At 52.6% G+C, this 16,388-nt stretch carries 17 protein-coding genes and 2 pseudogenes; 5 read left to right on the plus strand and 14 right to left on the minus strand.

The genetic code is table 11. The features are described from left to right. Positions 1–11 precede the first annotated feature (11 nt). A complete protein-coding gene (znuA, locus tag C2U53_RS24380; RefSeq protein WP_043000362.1) occupies positions 12–956 on the minus strand; it encodes a zinc ABC transporter substrate-binding protein ZnuA in 945 nt (314 codons plus the stop codon). 78 nt (positions 957–1,034) lie between these two features. Here znuA and znuC point away from each other — a divergent pair, with 78 nt between their 5' ends. Beyond that, positions 1,035–1,790, plus strand: coding sequence for a zinc ABC transporter ATP-binding protein ZnuC (gene znuC, locus C2U53_RS24385; protein ID WP_043000361.1), 756 nt, complete (start codon positions 1,035–1,037; stop codon positions 1,788–1,790). Next, the gene (znuB, locus tag C2U53_RS24390) at positions 1,787–2,572 is read left to right on the plus strand and encodes a zinc ABC transporter permease subunit ZnuB (RefSeq protein WP_044257629.1); all 786 of its coding nucleotides are present in this window, start codon (positions 1,787–1,789) and stop codon (positions 2,570–2,572) included. The genes znuC and znuB overlap by 4 nt, the downstream gene beginning before the upstream one ends. A gap of 86 nt (positions 2,573–2,658) precedes the next feature. On the opposite strand, the gene ruvB is transcribed toward znuB, so the two are convergent. From ruvB to aspS, 6 genes are all read right to left on the minus strand, one after another. Then, positions 2,659–3,669, minus strand: a complete 1,011-nt coding sequence (gene ruvB / locus C2U53_RS24395; protein ID WP_043000359.1) for a Holliday junction branch migration DNA helicase RuvB — start codon at positions 3,667–3,669, stop codon at positions 2,659–2,661. Positions 3,670–3,677: 8 nt separating this feature from the next. Then, a complete protein-coding gene (ruvA, locus tag C2U53_RS24400) occupies positions 3,678–4,289 on the minus strand; it encodes a Holliday junction branch migration protein RuvA (protein ID WP_104446584.1) in 612 nt (203 codons plus the stop codon). A gap of 77 nt (positions 4,290–4,366) precedes the next feature. Beyond that, a complete protein-coding gene (gene ruvC, locus C2U53_RS24405) occupies positions 4,367–4,888 on the minus strand; it encodes a crossover junction endodeoxyribonuclease RuvC (RefSeq protein ID WP_000022509.1) in 522 nt (173 codons plus the stop codon). Between the two features lie 34 nt (positions 4,889–4,922). Then, positions 4,923–5,666 (minus strand): YebC/PmpR family DNA-binding transcriptional regulator, encoded by a 744-nt coding sequence (locus C2U53_RS24410; RefSeq protein ID WP_043000357.1) that lies wholly within the window; start codon positions 5,664–5,666, stop codon positions 4,923–4,925. Positions 5,667–5,694: 28 nt separating this feature from the next. Continuing rightward, on the minus strand, positions 5,695–6,147 hold the full coding sequence (nudB, locus tag C2U53_RS24415; RefSeq protein ID WP_043001901.1) for a dihydroneopterin triphosphate diphosphatase: 453 nt from the start codon (positions 6,145–6,147) through the stop codon (positions 5,695–5,697). Between the two features lie 117 nt (positions 6,148–6,264). Further along, a complete protein-coding gene (gene aspS, locus C2U53_RS24420) occupies positions 6,265–8,037 on the minus strand; it encodes an aspartate--tRNA ligase (RefSeq protein WP_044328622.1) in 1,773 nt (590 codons plus the stop codon). A 265-nt stretch (positions 8,038–8,302) separates the two neighbouring features. Between aspS and C2U53_RS24430 the strand changes: the two genes are divergently transcribed. The 3 genes and pseudogenes from C2U53_RS24430 to C2U53_RS24435 all read left to right on the plus strand — a co-directional run bounded on the left by C2U53_RS24430 (position 8,303) and on the right by C2U53_RS24435 (position 9,474). Then, positions 8,303–8,869, plus strand: coding sequence for a hydrolase (locus C2U53_RS24430; RefSeq protein ID WP_058588175.1), 567 nt, complete (start codon positions 8,303–8,305; stop codon positions 8,867–8,869). Beyond that, positions 8,866–8,961, plus strand: a pseudogene (locus C2U53_RS30455) (hypothetical protein); the annotation flags it as partial. The gene C2U53_RS24430 and the pseudogene C2U53_RS30455, both read left to right, overlap by 4 nt. A gap of 273 nt (positions 8,962–9,234) precedes the next feature. Beyond that, entirely contained in the window at positions 9,235–9,474 is a 240-nt protein-coding gene (locus C2U53_RS24435) for a DinI family protein (RefSeq protein ID WP_104446585.1), read from the plus strand. A gap of 129 nt (positions 9,475–9,603) precedes the next feature. Here C2U53_RS24435 and C2U53_RS24440 read toward each other — a convergent pair whose 3' ends face one another. From C2U53_RS24440 to C2U53_RS24470, 7 genes and pseudogenes are all read right to left on the minus strand, one after another. Next, positions 9,604–10,194, minus strand: coding sequence for a tail fiber assembly protein (locus tag C2U53_RS24440; protein ID WP_172740582.1), 591 nt, complete (start codon positions 10,192–10,194; stop codon positions 9,604–9,606). 545 nt (positions 10,195–10,739) lie between these two features. Next, positions 10,740–11,120, minus strand: a pseudogene (locus C2U53_RS30465) (hypothetical protein); the annotation flags it as partial. A 9-nt stretch (positions 11,121–11,129) separates the two neighbouring features. Continuing rightward, entirely contained in the window at positions 11,130–12,086 is a 957-nt protein-coding gene (locus C2U53_RS24450) for a DUF6453 family protein (protein WP_104446586.1), read from the minus strand. A gap of 7 nt (positions 12,087–12,093) precedes the next feature. Then, complete coding sequence (locus C2U53_RS24455) at positions 12,094–14,805, minus strand: DUF1983 domain-containing protein (protein WP_104446587.1); 2,712 nt, start codon at positions 14,803–14,805, stop codon at positions 12,094–12,096. After that, a complete protein-coding gene (locus C2U53_RS24460) occupies positions 14,805–15,203 on the minus strand; it encodes a hypothetical protein (protein WP_104446588.1) in 399 nt (132 codons plus the stop codon). Before C2U53_RS24460 ends, C2U53_RS24455 begins: the two co-directional genes overlap by 1 nt. Positions 15,204–15,209: 6 nt before the next feature. Further along, positions 15,210–15,794, minus strand: a complete 585-nt coding sequence (locus C2U53_RS24465) for a hypothetical protein (protein WP_104446589.1) — start codon at positions 15,792–15,794, stop codon at positions 15,210–15,212. Next, positions 15,794–16,387: a hypothetical protein gene (locus C2U53_RS24470; RefSeq protein ID WP_104446590.1), complete on the minus strand. Its 594-nt coding sequence runs from the start codon at positions 16,385–16,387 to the stop codon at positions 15,794–15,796. The genes C2U53_RS24465 and C2U53_RS24470 overlap by 1 nt, the downstream gene beginning before the upstream one ends. Position 16,388: the final 1 nt, after the last annotated feature.

Genomic DNA, 16,388 nt, shown 5'->3' on the forward strand with positions numbered 1-16,388 from the left:
TCACTTCCTCATTAATCTCCTTTCAGGCAGCTCGCATACTGGTTCGCTAGTTGGTTCAAGAACGCTGAATAGCTCGTTTTACCCAGTTTGATGTTTGTCCCGAGGGGATCCAACGTTCCCATTCGAACGGATGTCCCTCTCGCAACGGCTTCAACGACCGCTGGCCTGAACTGTGGCTCAGCAAAAACGCAGGTTGCTTTTTGCTCAACCAACTGTGTTCTTATTTCATGTAAACGCTGCGCACCAGGTTGTATCTCAGGGTTGACGGTGAAGTGACCCAATGGAGTGAGTCCGTAGTGTTTTTCGTAATAGCCATAGGCGTCATGAAAAACGAAATACCCTTTGCCCTTGAGCGGTGCGAGCTCGTTACCGACCTGCTTATCGGTTGCGGCTAATTGTGCCTCAAAATCCTTCAGGTTGGCGTCAAGTTTGGCTCGACTTTGCGGCATAAGTTCCACTAATTTTTCATGGATTGCAACCGCTGAGGCCCGCGCTATCTCTGGGGAGAGCCAAAGATGCATGTTGTAATCACCATGATGGTGATGTGCGTCACCTTTTTCGCCGTGGTCATGATCGTGGTCGTGCTCATCATCATCATCGTCAGCCCCTTTCATGAGCAACGGTTTCACGTCTTTGAGTTGCGCAATCGTTACCTGTTTAGCGGCGGGAATGTTGCTGACGGACTTTTCCATGAACGCTTCCATTTCCGGCCCAATCCAGACAACTAAGTCCGCGCCCTGTAAGCGTTTTACGTCAGATGGACGTAGTGAATAATCATGTTCGGATGCCCCATCCGGAAGTAAGACTTGGGTCTCCGTGACGCCATCAGCAATGGCAGAAGCAATGAACCCTAATGGCTTGAGAGAAGCGACAACGGCGGCATTTGCCGCCTGTGTTGCACTGCCCCAAAGAGCGGCGGATAATGCAGCGAAAAGAAGCGTATTTTTATGTAACATAATGCGACCAATCATCGTAATGAATGTGAGAAATGTGATATTATAACATTCTATAACTTCTGCAAGACTAAAATTGACATGACGACTTTGGTTTCACTGGAAAATGTCTCGGTCTCTTTCGGCCAGCGCCGCGTCCTTTCTGACGTTTCGCTTGAACTGAGACCCGGAAAAATTTTAACGCTACTCGGCCCAAATGGCGCCGGGAAGTCAACGCTGGTTCGCGTCGTTCTCGGACTGGTCGCCCCGGATGAAGGGGTGATCACGCGTAATGGTAAGCTGCGAATTGGCTACGTTCCGCAGAAATTGTATCTCGATACCACCCTGCCGCTTACCGTCAGTCGTTTCTTACGCCTGCGCCCCGATACGAAGAAAGATGACATCCTGCCGGCCCTGAAACGTGTACAGGCCGGGCATCTGATTGACGCGCCGATGCAAAAGCTCTCCGGCGGCGAGACGCAGCGCGTCCTGTTAGCGCGCGCGCTCCTCAATCAGCCACAGCTTCTGGTGCTTGACGAACCCACTCAGGGCGTAGATGTCAACGGCCAGGTCGCGCTGTACGACCTTATCGATCAGTTACGTCGTGAGCTGGATTGCGCCGTGCTGATGGTGTCCCATGACCTGCATCTGGTGATGGCAAAAACCGACGAAGTGTTGTGTCTGAATCATCACATTTGCTGTTCAGGTACTCCTGAAATCGTTTCCATGCACCCGGAATTTATCTCGATGTTCGGCCCTCGCGGCGCGGAGCAACTGGGAATTTACCGTCATCATCATAATCACCGCCACGACCTGCAGGGTCGTATTGTGTTGCGCCGGGGAAATGGTCAATCATGATTGAATTATTACTGCCTGGCTGGTTAGCCGGGATCATGCTGGCCTGTGCGGCGGGTCCACTGGGTTCATTTGTCGTCTGGCGTCGGATGTCTTATTTTGGTGATACGCTGGCACATGCGTCGCTGCTCGGCGTCGCTTTTGGCCTGTTGTTGGATGTGAACCCTTTCTATGCGGTCATTGCCGTGACGCTAATGCTGGCGACAGGCCTGGTCTGGCTGGAGAAGCGCCCTCACCTTGCCATCGATACGCTGCTTGGCATTATGGCGCACAGTGCGCTGTCGCTGGGCCTGGTCGTGGTCAGCCTGATGTCGAATATTCGCGTGGATCTGATGGCTTACCTGTTTGGCGATCTGCTGGCGGTTACGCCGGACGATTTGATCTCTATCGCCATGGGAGTGGTGATCGTGCTGGCGATCCTCTTCTGGCAATGGCGCAATCTGCTGTCAATGACCATCAGCCCCGATCTGGCATTTGTTGACGGGGTGAAACTGCAGCGCGTGAAGCTTTTACTGATGCTGGTGACAGCATTAACCATTGGCGTGGCGATGAAGTTCGTCGGGGCGCTGATCATCACCTCGTTGCTGATTATCCCGGCAGCTACGGCGCGTCGTTTTGCGCGGACGCCGGAACAGATGGCTGGCGTTGCAGTAGGAACTGGAATGATAGCGGTTACAGGTGGGCTGACCTTCTCGGCCTTCTACGATACCCCTGCGGGCCCATCAGTGGTGCTGTGCGCCGCACTGCTGTTTATCTTCAGCATGATGAAGAAGCAGGCAAGCTGACGGGTATGTTGCCGGATGGCAACGCTAACGTGTCTTATCCGGCCTACGTGATTTTGTAGGCCGGATAAGCGCAGCACCATCAGGCATTAAGGCATTTCCGGTGGCGTAATGCCAAAGTGGTTCCAGGCGCGTACTGTCGCCATTCTTCCGCGCGGCGTGCGCTGCAAAAAACCTTGCTGAATCAGATACGGCTCCAGCACATCTTCAATGGTTTCACGCTCTTCACCGATGGCTGCCGCCAGGTTATCCAGCCCGACCGGTCCGCCAAAGAATTTGTCGATCACCGCCAGCAGCAGCTTGCGGTCCATGTAATCAAACCCTTCCGCATCCACGTTCAACATATCCAGCGCCTTAGCAGCTATATCGGCGGAAATGGTGCCATCATGCTTCACTTCGGCAAAATCCCGTACGCGCCGCAGTAGCCGGTTGGCGATACGCGGCGTACCGCGTGCGCGACGCGCCACTTCCAGCGCCCCTTCCTCGCTCATCTCCAGCCCCATAAAGCGCGCGCTGCGCCCAACGATATGCTGGAGATCCGGCACCTGATAAAATTCCAGACGCTGCACAATGCCAAAGCGATCGCGCAGAGGAGAGGTCAGTGAACCCGCGCGAGTCGTTGCGCCAATCAGGGTAAACGGCGGCAAATCGATTTTAATTGAACGCGCCGCCGGCCCTTCGCCGATCATAATATCCAGCTGATAATCTTCCATCGCTGGATAGAGCACCTCTTCCACCACCGGCGACAGTCGATGGATCTCATCGATAAACAGTACGTCGTGCGGCTCAAGGTTGGTCAGCATCGCAGCCAGATCGCCCGCTTTTTCCAGCACCGGACCGGAAGTGGTACGCAGATTGACGCCCATTTCATTGGCAACGATATTGGCAAGCGTGGTTTTCCCCAGTCCGGGAGGACCAAAAATCAGCAGGTGGTCGAGCGCATCACCCCGCAGTTTTGCCGCCTGGATGAAAATCTCCATCTGCGAACGCACCTGAGGTTGACCGATATACTCTTCGAGTAATTTCGGGCGAATGGCGCGATCGGCGACATCTTCTGTGAGTGCGGCACCTGCCGAAATCAGGCGATCTGCTTCTATCATCCTTTACCTCATAACGCGGCGCGCAGGGCTTCGCGGATCAGTGTTTCACTGCTGGCATCCGGGCGAGCGATTTTGCTCACCATGCGGTTGGCTTCCTGTGGTTTATAGCCCAGCGCCACCAGCGCCGCAACCGCTTCCTGTTCGGCATCGTCCGTCGCCGGGCTCGCTGGCGAGGTCAGCACCAGATCGGCGGCTGGCGTAAAGAGATCGCCATGCAGACCCTTGAAACGGTCCTTCATTTCGACAATCAGTCGTTCAGCCGTTTTTTTGCCAATACCAGGCAGCTTGACCAGCGCGCCCAGTTCTTCGCGTTCGACAGCATTGACGAACTGCTGTGCGGACATCCCGGAGAGGATCGCCAGCGCCAGTTTAGGCCCGACGCCGTTGGTTTTAATGAGTTCTTTAAACAACGTGCGCTCTTGCTTATTGTTAAAACCGTACAGCAGCTGCGCGTCTTCGCGAACCACGAAGTGGGTAAAGACAACGGCTTCTTTTCCGGATTCCGGGAGCTCATAAAAACAGGTCATGGGCATATGCACTTCATAGCCGACGCCGCCCACTTCGAGTAACACCAGCGGGGGTTGTTTTTCCAGAATGATGCCTCTGAGTCTGCCTATCACGTTACGCTCCTGCGTTGGGCCGAAAGTAAAGCTGTATCATAAAAAAAGGCTGGATAGATATCCAGCCTCATTTGTCATTATCGCAAGCGACCTCGGGCAAGATTGAGGCGTGATTCGCTCATTTGCATCGCATTCTGACTAACATGGCAGTGCGTAATAGCGATGGCCAACGCATCTGCCGCATCCGCCTGCGGATTCGCGGGCAGTTTCAGCAAGGTTCGCACCATGTGCTGCACCTGACTTTTCTCTGCGCTACCAATGCCAACCACCGTCTGCTTGACCTGACGTGCCGCGTATTCAAATACCGGCAGTTCCTGGTTGACCGCCGCCACAATCGCTACCCCGCGCGCCTGCCCCAGTTTGAGCGCAGAATCGGCGTTCTTCGCCATAAACACCTGCTCGATGGCAAAGTAGTCGGGCTGAAACTGGGTGATGATTTCCGTCACGCCGGCATAAATCAGCTTCAGGCGTGACGGAAGATCGTCGACTTTGGTACGAATGCAGCCGCTGCCGAGATACGTCAGTTGTCTACCGACCTGACGTATCACGCCGTAACCGGTGATGCGGGAGCCCGGATCAATACCGAGAATGATGGACATCACGCGCCTCCGGTTCTAACGGGATTAAGCCCCATCATTCTAATGTAGCGGCAACCTCATCAGAGATTTCACCGTTGTGATAAACTTCCTGCACGTCGTCACAATCTTCCAGCATGTCGATCAGACGCATCAGTTTCGGTGCGGTTTCCGCATCCATTTCCGCTTTGGTCGACGGGATCATAGAGACTTCAGAACTGTCGGCTTTCAGACCGGCGGCTTCCAGTGCGTCACGCACTTTACCCATCTCTTCCCATGCCGTGTAGACATCAATCGCGCCATCATCGAAGGTCACCACGTCTTCCGCACCCGCTTCCAGTGCCGCTTCCATAATGGCGTCTTCATCCCCTTTCTCGAAAGAGATGACGCCTTTTTTGCTGAACAGGTAGGAAACAGAACCATCCGTGCCCAGGTTACCCCCGGTTTTGCTGAAGGCATGACGCACTTCGGCAACGGTACGGTTACGGTTGTCAGACAGACATTCAATCATCACGGCAGTGCCGCCAGGACCATAACCTTCATAGATGATGGTTTCCATGTTCGCATCATCATCACCACCCACGCCGCGGGCGATTGCACGGTTCAGCGTGTCACGGGTCATATTGTTAGCCAGCGCTTTGTCGATAGCCGCACGCAGACGCGGGTTCGCATCCGGATCGCCGCCGCCCAGTTTGGCTGCTGTCACCAGCTCACGAATAATCTTGGTGAAGATTTTGCCGCGCTTCGCATCCTGCGCCGCTTTACGGTGTCTGGTGTTGGCCCATTTACTATGACCTGCCATAAATATTTCCTCAAAAAAGCACGCCCTCTCAGGCGATGTTAATCACAAATTCTTCAATCGCCTGCCGGTTGCTCCATGACTTAGTGAGCGCCGCCGCAGCTGGCGCATCAAGCCACTGGTAGGCCAGATGTTCGCTAAAAACGATCTGACGCTCGTGCGGCAGCGCAAGGCAGAACCAGGATTCTGTATTGCGCAACACACCCGGTGCATAGCGATGACGTAAATGAGAAAAAATCTCAAACTCCACCGTGCGCTGACAGTCAATTAAGGTCAGTTGCTCAACCGCAACGTCAATGGCGACCTCTTCCTTTACTTCGCGCATGGCGGCCTGCGACGCGGTCTCTCCCTCTTCCACACTGCCGGTAACCGACTGCCAGAATTCAGGATCGTCGCGTCGCTGTAACATCAACACCCGTTTCGAGTCCTGCGCGTAGATAACGACCAGAACCGAAACGGGACGCTTATACACTTTATCCTTCACGCTATCTCGTTGTTGGCTGCCTTCGCTCATCCCATTCATAGTGTTAGCTATGATCATGGGAACTCACTCCGTTGCCGCCGCGAGGTAGCGCGAATGATTTCGTGCATATCAGCCATATCAGTTTTTCTCTTCCTTCTTCACCACGTCGATACCCAGTTCAGCCAGTGCTGCCGGGTTCGCGATGCTCGGCGCTTCGGTCATCAGACACGCCGCAGCGGTGGTTTTCGGGAAGGCGATTACGTCACGAATATTATCGGTGCCGGTCAGCAGCATGGTCAAACGGTCAAGACCGAATGCCAGACCCGCGTGCGGCGGCGTACCGTATTTCAGTGCGTCGAGCAGGAAGCCAAACTTCTCACGCTGTTCCTGTTCATTGATGCCCAGAATGCCAAACACGGTCTGCTGCATTTCACCGCTGTGAATACGCACGGAACCACCACCGACTTCGTAGCCGTTGATCACCATATCGTAGGCATTCGCCACCGCGTCTTCCGGCGCCGCTTTCAGTTCTGCAGCCGTCATGTCTTTCGGTGAGGTGAACGGGTGGTGCATCGCGGTCAGGCCGCCTTCGCCGTCGTCTTCAAACATCGGGAAGTCGATGACCCACAGCGGCGCCCATTTCGTTTCGTCAGTCAGACCCAGGTCTTTACCCAGTTTCAGACGCAGCGCGCCCAGCGCGTCAGCCACCACTTTCTTGTTGTCCGCACCGAAGAAAATCATATCGCCGTCCTGCGCGCCAGTGCGCTCAAGGATGGCTTCCACGATTTCCGCATTGAGGAATTTCGCCACCGGGCTGTTGATACCTTCCAGACCTTTCGCTCGCTCGGTGACTTTGATATAAGCCAGACCTTTCGCGCCGTAGATCTTAATGAAGTTACCGTAGTCGTCGATCTGCTTACGACTTAAGCTCGCTCCGCCTGGTACACGCAGCGCAGCAACGCGACCTTTCGGATCGTTCGCTGGGCCAGAGAACACGGCAAACTCAACGGCCTTCAGCAGGTCGGCAACGTCCACCAGTTCCATCGGGTTACGCAGGTCCGGTTTGTCAGAACCGTAACGACGCTCGGCTTCAGCAAAAGTCATGACCGGGAAGTCACCCAGTTCCACACCTTTCACCTCATTCCACAGGTTACGCACCAGCGCTTCCATCACTTCACGTACCTGTTCGGCGGTCATGAAGGAGGTTTCCACATCGATCTGGGTAAATTCAGGCTGACGGTCAGCACGCAGGTCTTCGTCGCGGAAGCATTTGACGATCTGGTAGTAACGGTCAAAGCCGGACATCATCAGCAGTTGTTTAAACAGCTGTGGTGACTGCGGCAGGGCGTAAAATTTGCCTTTGTGTACACGCGAAGGAACCAGATAGTCACGCGCGCCTTCCGGCGTGGCTTTGGTCAGCATCGGGGTTTCGATATCGAGGAAACCGTGGTCGTCCATAAAGCGACGTACCAGGCTTGTGATCTTTGCGCGGGTTTTCAGGCGTTGCGCCATTTCCGGGCGACGCAGATCCAGATAACGGTATTTCAGACGCGCTTCTTCGGTGTTCACGTGGTTAGAGTCAAGCGGCAGTGATTCTGCACGGTTGATGATCGTCAGCGAAGAGGCCAGCACTTCGATTTCGCCAGTCGCCATTTCGCTGTTAACGTTTTTCTCGTCACGCGCACGCACGGTGCCCGTCACCTGGATGCAGAACTCATTACGCAGTTCAGAGGCCAGCTTTAACGCGTCCGCACGATCCGGATCGAAAAACACCTGCACGATACCTTCGCGATCGCGCATGTCGATGAAGATCAGACTACCAAGATCACGACGACGGTTGACCCAACCACACAGAGTCACCTGCTGCCCCACGTGGGACAGACGCAACTGTCCGCAATATTCTGTACGCATGAGATATCCCTTAATTAGCCGCAGGCGGATTGTCGCCTGTCTTGCAGGCCACGATGTCGCAGCTTTAACTGTATGTCACAACTGAATGAAAAAAGGCGGCTATTATACTGGAAATTCCGCCGCACGATAAGCCCGGTACTGACTGTACGCCTGTTTCCTGGACGGGCATTGCGTATTCTCACAAAAAATAACAAAAATTGTCGCTCGTTACACACCCAATCGCGATTAAGGTGTAATGGAATTTCGATTCTTGACGGGAGTTATCATGTTACAACTGAACGCAAAAACGACCGCCCTGGTCATTATCGACCTGCAGGAAGGGATCCTGCCCTTCGCCGGCGGCCCTCATTCTGCCAATGACGTGGTGGCGCGCGCTGCCCGGCTGGCACAGACGTTTCGTGCTAACGGCTCCCCGGTGGTAATGGTCCGCGTGGGCTGGTCTGATGATTACGCCGAAGCGCTCAAACAACCCGTAGATGCACAGGCACCGGCCCAAGCGCTGCCGGAAAACTGGTGGACCTATCCGCCTGCGCTGGGCAAAGACGACAGCGATCTGGAAGTGACCAAGCGCCAGTGGGGCGCATTCTATGGCACGGATCTTGAGCTTCAGTTACGCCGCCGCGGTATCGACACCATCGTACTGTGCGGGATTTCGACCAATATCGGCGTCGAGTCCACCGCACGTAACGCCTGGGAGCTGGGTTTTAGCCTGGTGATTGCCGAAGACGCCTGTAGCGCCGCCAGCGCCGACCAGCATCAGAACAGCCTGACGCACATCTTCCCTCGTATTGCGCGGGTGCGCAGCACAGAAGAGATCGTCAACGCCTTATGATCTACATTGGTCTGCCGCAATGGTCGCACCCAAAATGGGTGCGTCTTGGCATCACCGGTCTTGAAGAGTACGCCCGCCACTTTAACTGCGTGACGCAGGCATTTTAAAAATCACTAAAGAACGCCCAAGAGCATGTGTTTTCTTTAGCATATTCAATGCATTAAAAATTAACATCATATGAAATTCGGCAAAGTTCATATGCGCTATAACGTCCCAACCATGTCCCAATATGCCCCAAAGGGGTATTTTTTGCCCCACACTTGCCCCAAAAAATCATTCAAAACTGGCTTGTAGCTCGCTTGACGCTGTATGGATAACCAGTCAATAATAACTGTATATCCAACCAGTAAAGGGGGAAGGTAAAAATGTTTGTTGAGCTGGTTTATGACAAGAGAAACGTTGCCGGGTTGCCAGGTGCAAGTAACATCATTCTGACCGAATTGACGAAGCGGGTGCACCGGATTTTTCCCGATGCTGAGGTGAGGGTAAAGCCAATGCAGGCTAACGCCTTAAACAGCGACTGCACCAAAACTGAGAAAGAACGGCTGAACCGCATGCTTGAGGAAATGTTTGAAGAATCTGATATGTGGCTGGTTTCAGATTAAACGCATTGATTTGTCATATTGCATATGTAGAATCCGCGGCGGCTGACAATCATTCAATACTCGCACTATCGGACGTTCGTCAGTCAGCCGCAACCCACTCTTGCATACGGTGTGGTTGCGGCTATTTCATCATAAATGAAGTTCTGGCCATTGGATGTTGTCAGGCGAGTCTGTTTCAATAGCTAATACCTCGTCTGTGTAGTCCAGAACCGCATTCAACTTCCATTTTTCCTTATCGCTTAACGCTCTTCCCATCTGTATCTTCAACTGAATAGTGCCAATAGATTGCATGGCGTTGTCTATCAGCTGCTGACGGCAGGCTTCAGCTTTCGCTACAGCGGCTGTATGTGCTGCCACTTCATCAGTTACCCACATAACCCCATCCCATAAATCAAATTCTGTTTGCGGTTTTACCAGGGTATATGCATCCGGAACTTCACCTGCTTCTTTGATTTCCATTGTTCCGCTGCCGTCTTTCGCATACGCAGTTTGTCCCCGGTAGTCTGGCAGAACAAGCCAATGGTGACCGTCAGAACTGCGCATAACCACTTCACTGTCGCCGGCCGTTGGCGGCAAATCTGTATATGAGTGCGCAGGTAGTGACGTTCCCTCGCTGATCTGCGCCACCGCCTCACCAACCAGAAAGCCGCGATCGTCGGTGACATATACTTTTAGTTGTCCATCTGCTGTAGCCAGCCCTGCATTATCGAACTGAATCATTACGTTGCCCTCACAATCATATTCCATGCCATGTTACGCATGCGGGTTTCTGTCGCTGTTCTCGCAACGTTTTCTGCGGAGAATGAAAGCACATCCATTGCTGTTGATGATGTGGCTCCCGTCGCACCAATAACCGAAGCCCCTGTACCCGATGACAAACTGAAAGCTCCGGATGCTGAAAAAAGTAAGCCGGTTGACAGTCCAGGCATTCCGCGTACATTCAGCGTTGCTGTTATATTCTGGATTGCATCAGCCTGCTCTGAAAGGATCGCTCGTCCCTGATCAATACCCCTGCCATCATCATACCCACGTACTACATCGCCCCGCACATCGGGTAAAACACCGGAGGTGTAAATCGCCCCGAGCTTCGGATAAAGCGTTTTACTGAATGATGCCCCATTAAGACGCAGGTATTTAACGCCAAGAGATGTGTTATCAGGTAGAACTACAGAAGGCCAGTTAATCATCATACCCACCGGACATATAGCATCAATTAAAGATCGCACTTCATCAATCGTGATAACACTGCTGATCAATTTTTTTGCAGAGGGTCCGGTTATCTGGCTATTATCCGGAAGAGTAATGGTTACATCACCTTCTGCCGTAAAAAACTGCTGCCAGTTTTGCTTGTCGTAGTTCAGTCCACGCAACGCCTCGGTGCTTTGTACCACCAGCGCCGCTGTAACCTGGTTCTGCGTGTCACGTGATACTGCATTCCATGCCACCCCGGACTGTGTCGGGCCAGTGTATTTGTTGACAAGCGTAACTGATGTTGAATTGTTGACACTTTTCACAGGTAGCGTGTAAGAAATCCCGCCGACCGTCGCGACTATAAAAGCGCCTGAAGCCAGTTCGGTGATAAATGCTGTTCCATTACCCGTTACAGTCTCTGATTTATTGGTCAGGGTTAACGTTCCTGCGGACATGGGGTTTCCTCAATACATGTTAGGAATGATAAGAAGCGGCATGCTGATATTCTGGTTAAATGTGGCATCCCAGCCGCTAACGTTGTAGTTACCGAAAACACGGTTATATGCTGAACGTATGCTTCCACCAGACATGACGATCCCTTTAGTACGCACATTGGCGACCCCGTTAACCATTCTGGTTTGTGTCCCGGTATTGGTAAGATGGCAGTACCCACCACCAATACTCTGGAAGGAGTCAGTTATCTGAATGGTCCGGTCATAGACCATTGGTCGCTTTTGTGTTGAAAACGTCACCTGACCTGCTGGATTTGTCATAGTGATGCCATCACCACCGACCGGCGCAGTCTGATTAAATATTGCAAGGTCAATTGTGACGGATGCGGTGACATCATCCGTTCCGCTATAAGAGATACTCCGTACAATGATATTGGTCCCGTCAAATGCAACAGAAACATTTGGATTATCCCATTTGCCAAATGGAATACCTGAGACGGGTAGCACCGTACTCCCGTTTACAGTAATTCGGCCTGTATAAGCACAGGTCATCAATAGTGAGCGATTCGAAATAGCGGTAAAATCCGTTGAACTGGCGACCAGAATCCCTTCGTTATATGTAGCGGCAGGGAGTATTTCGAGAAATGTTGCGTCAAAATCGACCTTCTCGCCATTCCTGAACCCTTTTTTACCAAAGTTAATATTTACCGATGAATTTCCATTCCTTGTTACGGAAGACATAAAATAAATATTTGGAGGATTTGTAAAATCCTGAATTACAACTGGCCTTCGTGCAATGGTGACAAGCTCTGAACCAGCAGTCATGGTAACAGGGACACTGTAACTGGAACCTCCCCCATCTCCATATTGCCCGGATGTTGCGCCACAATATGACGGGGCACGAAGCCCCGCAGTAATCGCCATCACCGGGCGACCATCGTTATAATCAATCAGAATACCTTCTGGCATAATTCACCTACCATTTACCGACAACGACTCGTCCACCGCCAGACAGATTGACAGTAATTCCATTGCCGTTAATAACGACCGTATTATTCACACCGTTAAATGCAAACTGGCCACTGGTCGCATACAGTTTTCCATGGAATTCACAGTCGCCACTCTTATCTATATTCCAGCCACGTGTTCCGGCGAGGAAATTATTCGAGCGGATATAGTTCGCAATTTTGGCATTGGTGATACTGGCATCCTGAATAAGCGCATCGCGGATAAATACCTGTCCGTTATAGACAAAGAAAGCGGCGGTATAATTTCCCGGATCGCTACCAGAATAAATGCCGAACTGATCAGCAGCAAAAACCACGGTGGATTTATAGGTGCTGCCCGATGGCTCAATGGACATGCCAAACCCGGTGTTATATTTCACACCGTTTCTGACAATCCCAAGGTCCAGTGTGTACGATGCTTTCGCAGTGCCATCGCTTTTCACTTCAGCTGTTAATTTCTGATTTACAGCCGCCATCAGTTCACCATCAGGCCCGATCTGCGCCTGAACATAATCAGCGAGTTCAGCGAATGCGCCATCAAGATTTGCAACCGTGGTGGTCACCGTCATGACTTCGGCTTTCACTTCACCATACTGCTCAAACTGACGCTGGACCGTGCCGTGATTGGCGAGGGCATTTTCCATTATGCCTTCAAGGTTTGTATCAACCCCGCCTTTAACGTTCTGGAACGCTTCGGAATTCTGAACAGAATCATCAATGAGGTCGATCAGGCTTCCTGTATCCATTGAGCACAGAGCAGGGACTTCGATAAATGCAGAAGCACCGAATGCGTTAATGGTCCTGATATACCAGTAATAGGTATGCCCGACCTGCAACTGATTGCTGGTCCACGTGGTGCCCATCCCCTCTCTGCTGGCGTTGCCCTCAACGATTTCAGTTGAGGTGCCCGACAGTTGCGTCTCACCTGATGTCCAGAAGTCGAACTGGGTGGAAACGTTGGTGATAGCGGCAAGACGGGGGATCATCGTCACCGCAAAGAAACCCTGCTCAATATCAACATGCGAGGGCGGCGGCGGCGCTTCAACACTGAACTCAAGATAAGCTTCCGGCGATTCAGCCCCCATCTGATTCACCGCTGAAACATGCGCAGTGTAAGTATTCCTTGGCAACCCAGTCAGACGAGTGAAAGCCCCCGGCACCTGAGCAGAAAGCACCATCTGGCCATTACGACGAATAACGACTTTGTTATAGACAACCTGCCCGATATTTTCCCAGGACAGTATCCCCTGGACCACCTGGCCGATTTCTTCTACGGTGTACTTCATGTTCTGCGGCTGGGCAACACCACCGGACGGTAACTGAGTGAATGGAGGGCGCTCTATAGGCTTACCGACAGCATCACCCCATACATCAGCCGTTTCCTGTTTCAGTGTCAGTTGCACGCCGTTCTGTACACCGAATTTCCAGTCCGTCACCCGCATCTCAACGTTCACAATGCCGATAGACGGGAAATTGACTTTCACGTACATCCCAGGGCGATATCGGTAGCCGCTGAGATTCAGCGTAACGTTCATCGTTCTGGCAATACGGGTACGCTTTAACTTCACATCAGCCAGGCGCTGGGCCTGAAACTCACTCGTCACAAATCGCAGTTTCATATCCTGCGAGATTTCGACGCCGTCCTCCGCCACCCACTCGCTTACCGATACGGATGGGAAATCAGCTTCAGTAAATCCCTGTTGTGGATCGACGAATGTTCCTTTGATAGTGTTTACACGCTCAGACTGGGAAACTTCCGGCATGATTTCGATATCACCGGCCAGCTGGCTTTCAGTGATCACTTCCGTTGCCGGGCCATAGTACGCACCAACCAGCAAACCATGCTTACCGGCAATATAGGTCACGTCTCCTGCACAGGCCGCAAGCATCCCCTCCAGAATGCTCACCTTGTTTTCGCTGAGGTCAAACTCACCGTTGATCGTGTAGCGTCTTTCGACGGTATTGCCGCCGGTGATCACATCCTCATCGCAGATGTTGGCGGCTTCCTGAAACTGATCCCAGTTGATGTCTGAATCAGGAACCTTCAGGTAGTTGCGGTAATAGTCCAGGATGACCAGCGCAGCATTGTTACTGTATCCGGTCAGGCCTGTTCTCGGGTCGTATACGACGCGCCCAAACTTCTCTACCTTGATATTGGGAATACCGGACGGGAATTTCTCTGCGCTGAATTTCAGGGAGACACGAAGCCATGTGATCCCCTTGCCGATCATGTCATTTTTCCATGACGGGCAGTTCGACAGCATGAACGGATCAGCGGTCTGCCGGTTCGTATGCAACTGGAATGAGGCATGCTCGGGATAACTGCTGATGGGTTCGTCGCCGAGCCATACCGTTCCGATGCTGGATAATGAATGCCCTGCGAGAGCAACGGCCAGGTGCAACATTTCACCATCATCCTGCTGGCCTGGCTGTTCTTCTGAAAAGAACAACGTACCGGCGGCAGTGGTACGTCCATACACAACCGTTTTGGCGCTGGCCGCTGCACGAAGAACCTGTTTACGTTCTGATGTGTCACGGTATGAATCGATTGATGGTTTTTTGGTGAGTGCCTGAGTTGCAACCTGGGCGGCAACAGTGATAGCCATTGCGATCCCGTAATACTGATATGAAGCAGCAGCACCTGCTGCAACGGTCGCAATGATAGGAATAGCAGCAGGCATTAACGAACCCTCCAGACGCTCAGCGGTTTTACCCGTAAACTCACCAGACCATTTTCACCAGGCACCCAGACCGAACCGGAATACACCACGCCAGCGCACTTCGCCCCGCCGTTCTCGACGATGGCGATGTCACCACGCTGCGCCAGTTTCACCGGAATCTCGTCAAGGTATTTGCCGATCACTTTTTCCAGCGTCCCGCCACCTGTAAGAATCGCTTTCTTTGCGCCGGTTTCACTGTCATAAGTTCCACGCCAGTCTGCCGCATAATCAGCGCCACACATGGCCTGTGCGCAGTCAGCCGCAAACAGGCAACAGTCATGTTTGCCCCATGAAAAAGGCCGCTCAATGGCGGCCTTCATCACTGCATTTAATCTGTTTTGCCAGTCATGGTGCTTCATGCTTCCTCACTTATAAGTAAACCCAGGCGCATCCTTTTTGTTGCCCCAGAAAATGGAACGTTCAGCCATCTGCGCCACATAGCGGAATATGCGGTCGCCAGAATAAGAGGCTTGCTGTGATTCGTCGGTATAGCGATCCGGGAAAGGTCGTTGCCAGTCTTCAAAAATATTACTGATAGTGTATTGCAGGGCGTTGGTTTCCCCGGCTGTGGCCCCGGTACCCGATACTTTCCCTTTAAACAGAAGATCGGCAACCTGCACCACGCCGTTATCGTTCATCGCAACCAGGTAGATTTCAGCATTGCGACCAACACAACGTTCATTCAGTGTTTTGGCGAACAGTGTCAGGTCAAGCCCGGAAAGCGTCATCTTCACCTGCGTCGGGCTGGTCGTGTTCGTCTCGGTGGCATCATCAATCGAGCCCATGCGTCCCATTCCGTAATAGACGTAGCCACCCAGCACTATCGTCCCGGTACCTGAATGCACGTAAACAGTACCGGACTCAAACTGAATGCTTGCGGCGATCACCGCTGTCACCCGGTCGCGGGAAAGCCAGTCAACCATTGCGTCAGAAAATGGTGAATACAACATTAAAACGCCTCCTCAAGCTCCAGCGTGTAACTGGTGAACACACCCGGCACCCTGTTCCCCGCCCCCTGCTGGTTATCCTTCAGTTTGAAAATGCCGTAAGGTTTCGCCACCTCAATCGCAGCATTAGCAGGCGGGGAACTACGAAGCATAGGCGCAAACGTAATCATGGCTGTCCCGTTCGCCGCGCTCGTCACGTCGGCGGTGATCATCTTCAGTTCATCGTTCACAGTGATGTAGTCGCCTTGTTTCAAAACCATTACGCCAGGAGTCCATCCGCGTGTCTGCAATTGTGTCCCTGTCTGACTGGCACCATTCACAACCGGTACACCTGCCGGAGTTCTTCCTCCCCGCCCCCAGTCGTGGATTTTCACCCTGCCATACTCACCATCGAGTTCAGCAATTAGCGCATCAATACGCCGCGATTTCTCATCTGAAAGATTGTTAAAGGTCAGAGAACATACCCAACGGGTACCTGGGAAACGGACAGTCTGTGATGCCCCGTTGAAGGGAGAACGAAAAGTTTTTGTGTTGCTTTCAGGTCGCCACGACAAAGACGCCGGACAGACATCATCCGGCCATTCAAGTGCAGCCATA

This window comes from Citrobacter sp. CFNIH10, assembly GCF_002934585.1.
Lineage (GTDB): Bacteria > Pseudomonadota > Gammaproteobacteria > Enterobacterales > Enterobacteriaceae > Citrobacter_A > Citrobacter_A amalonaticus.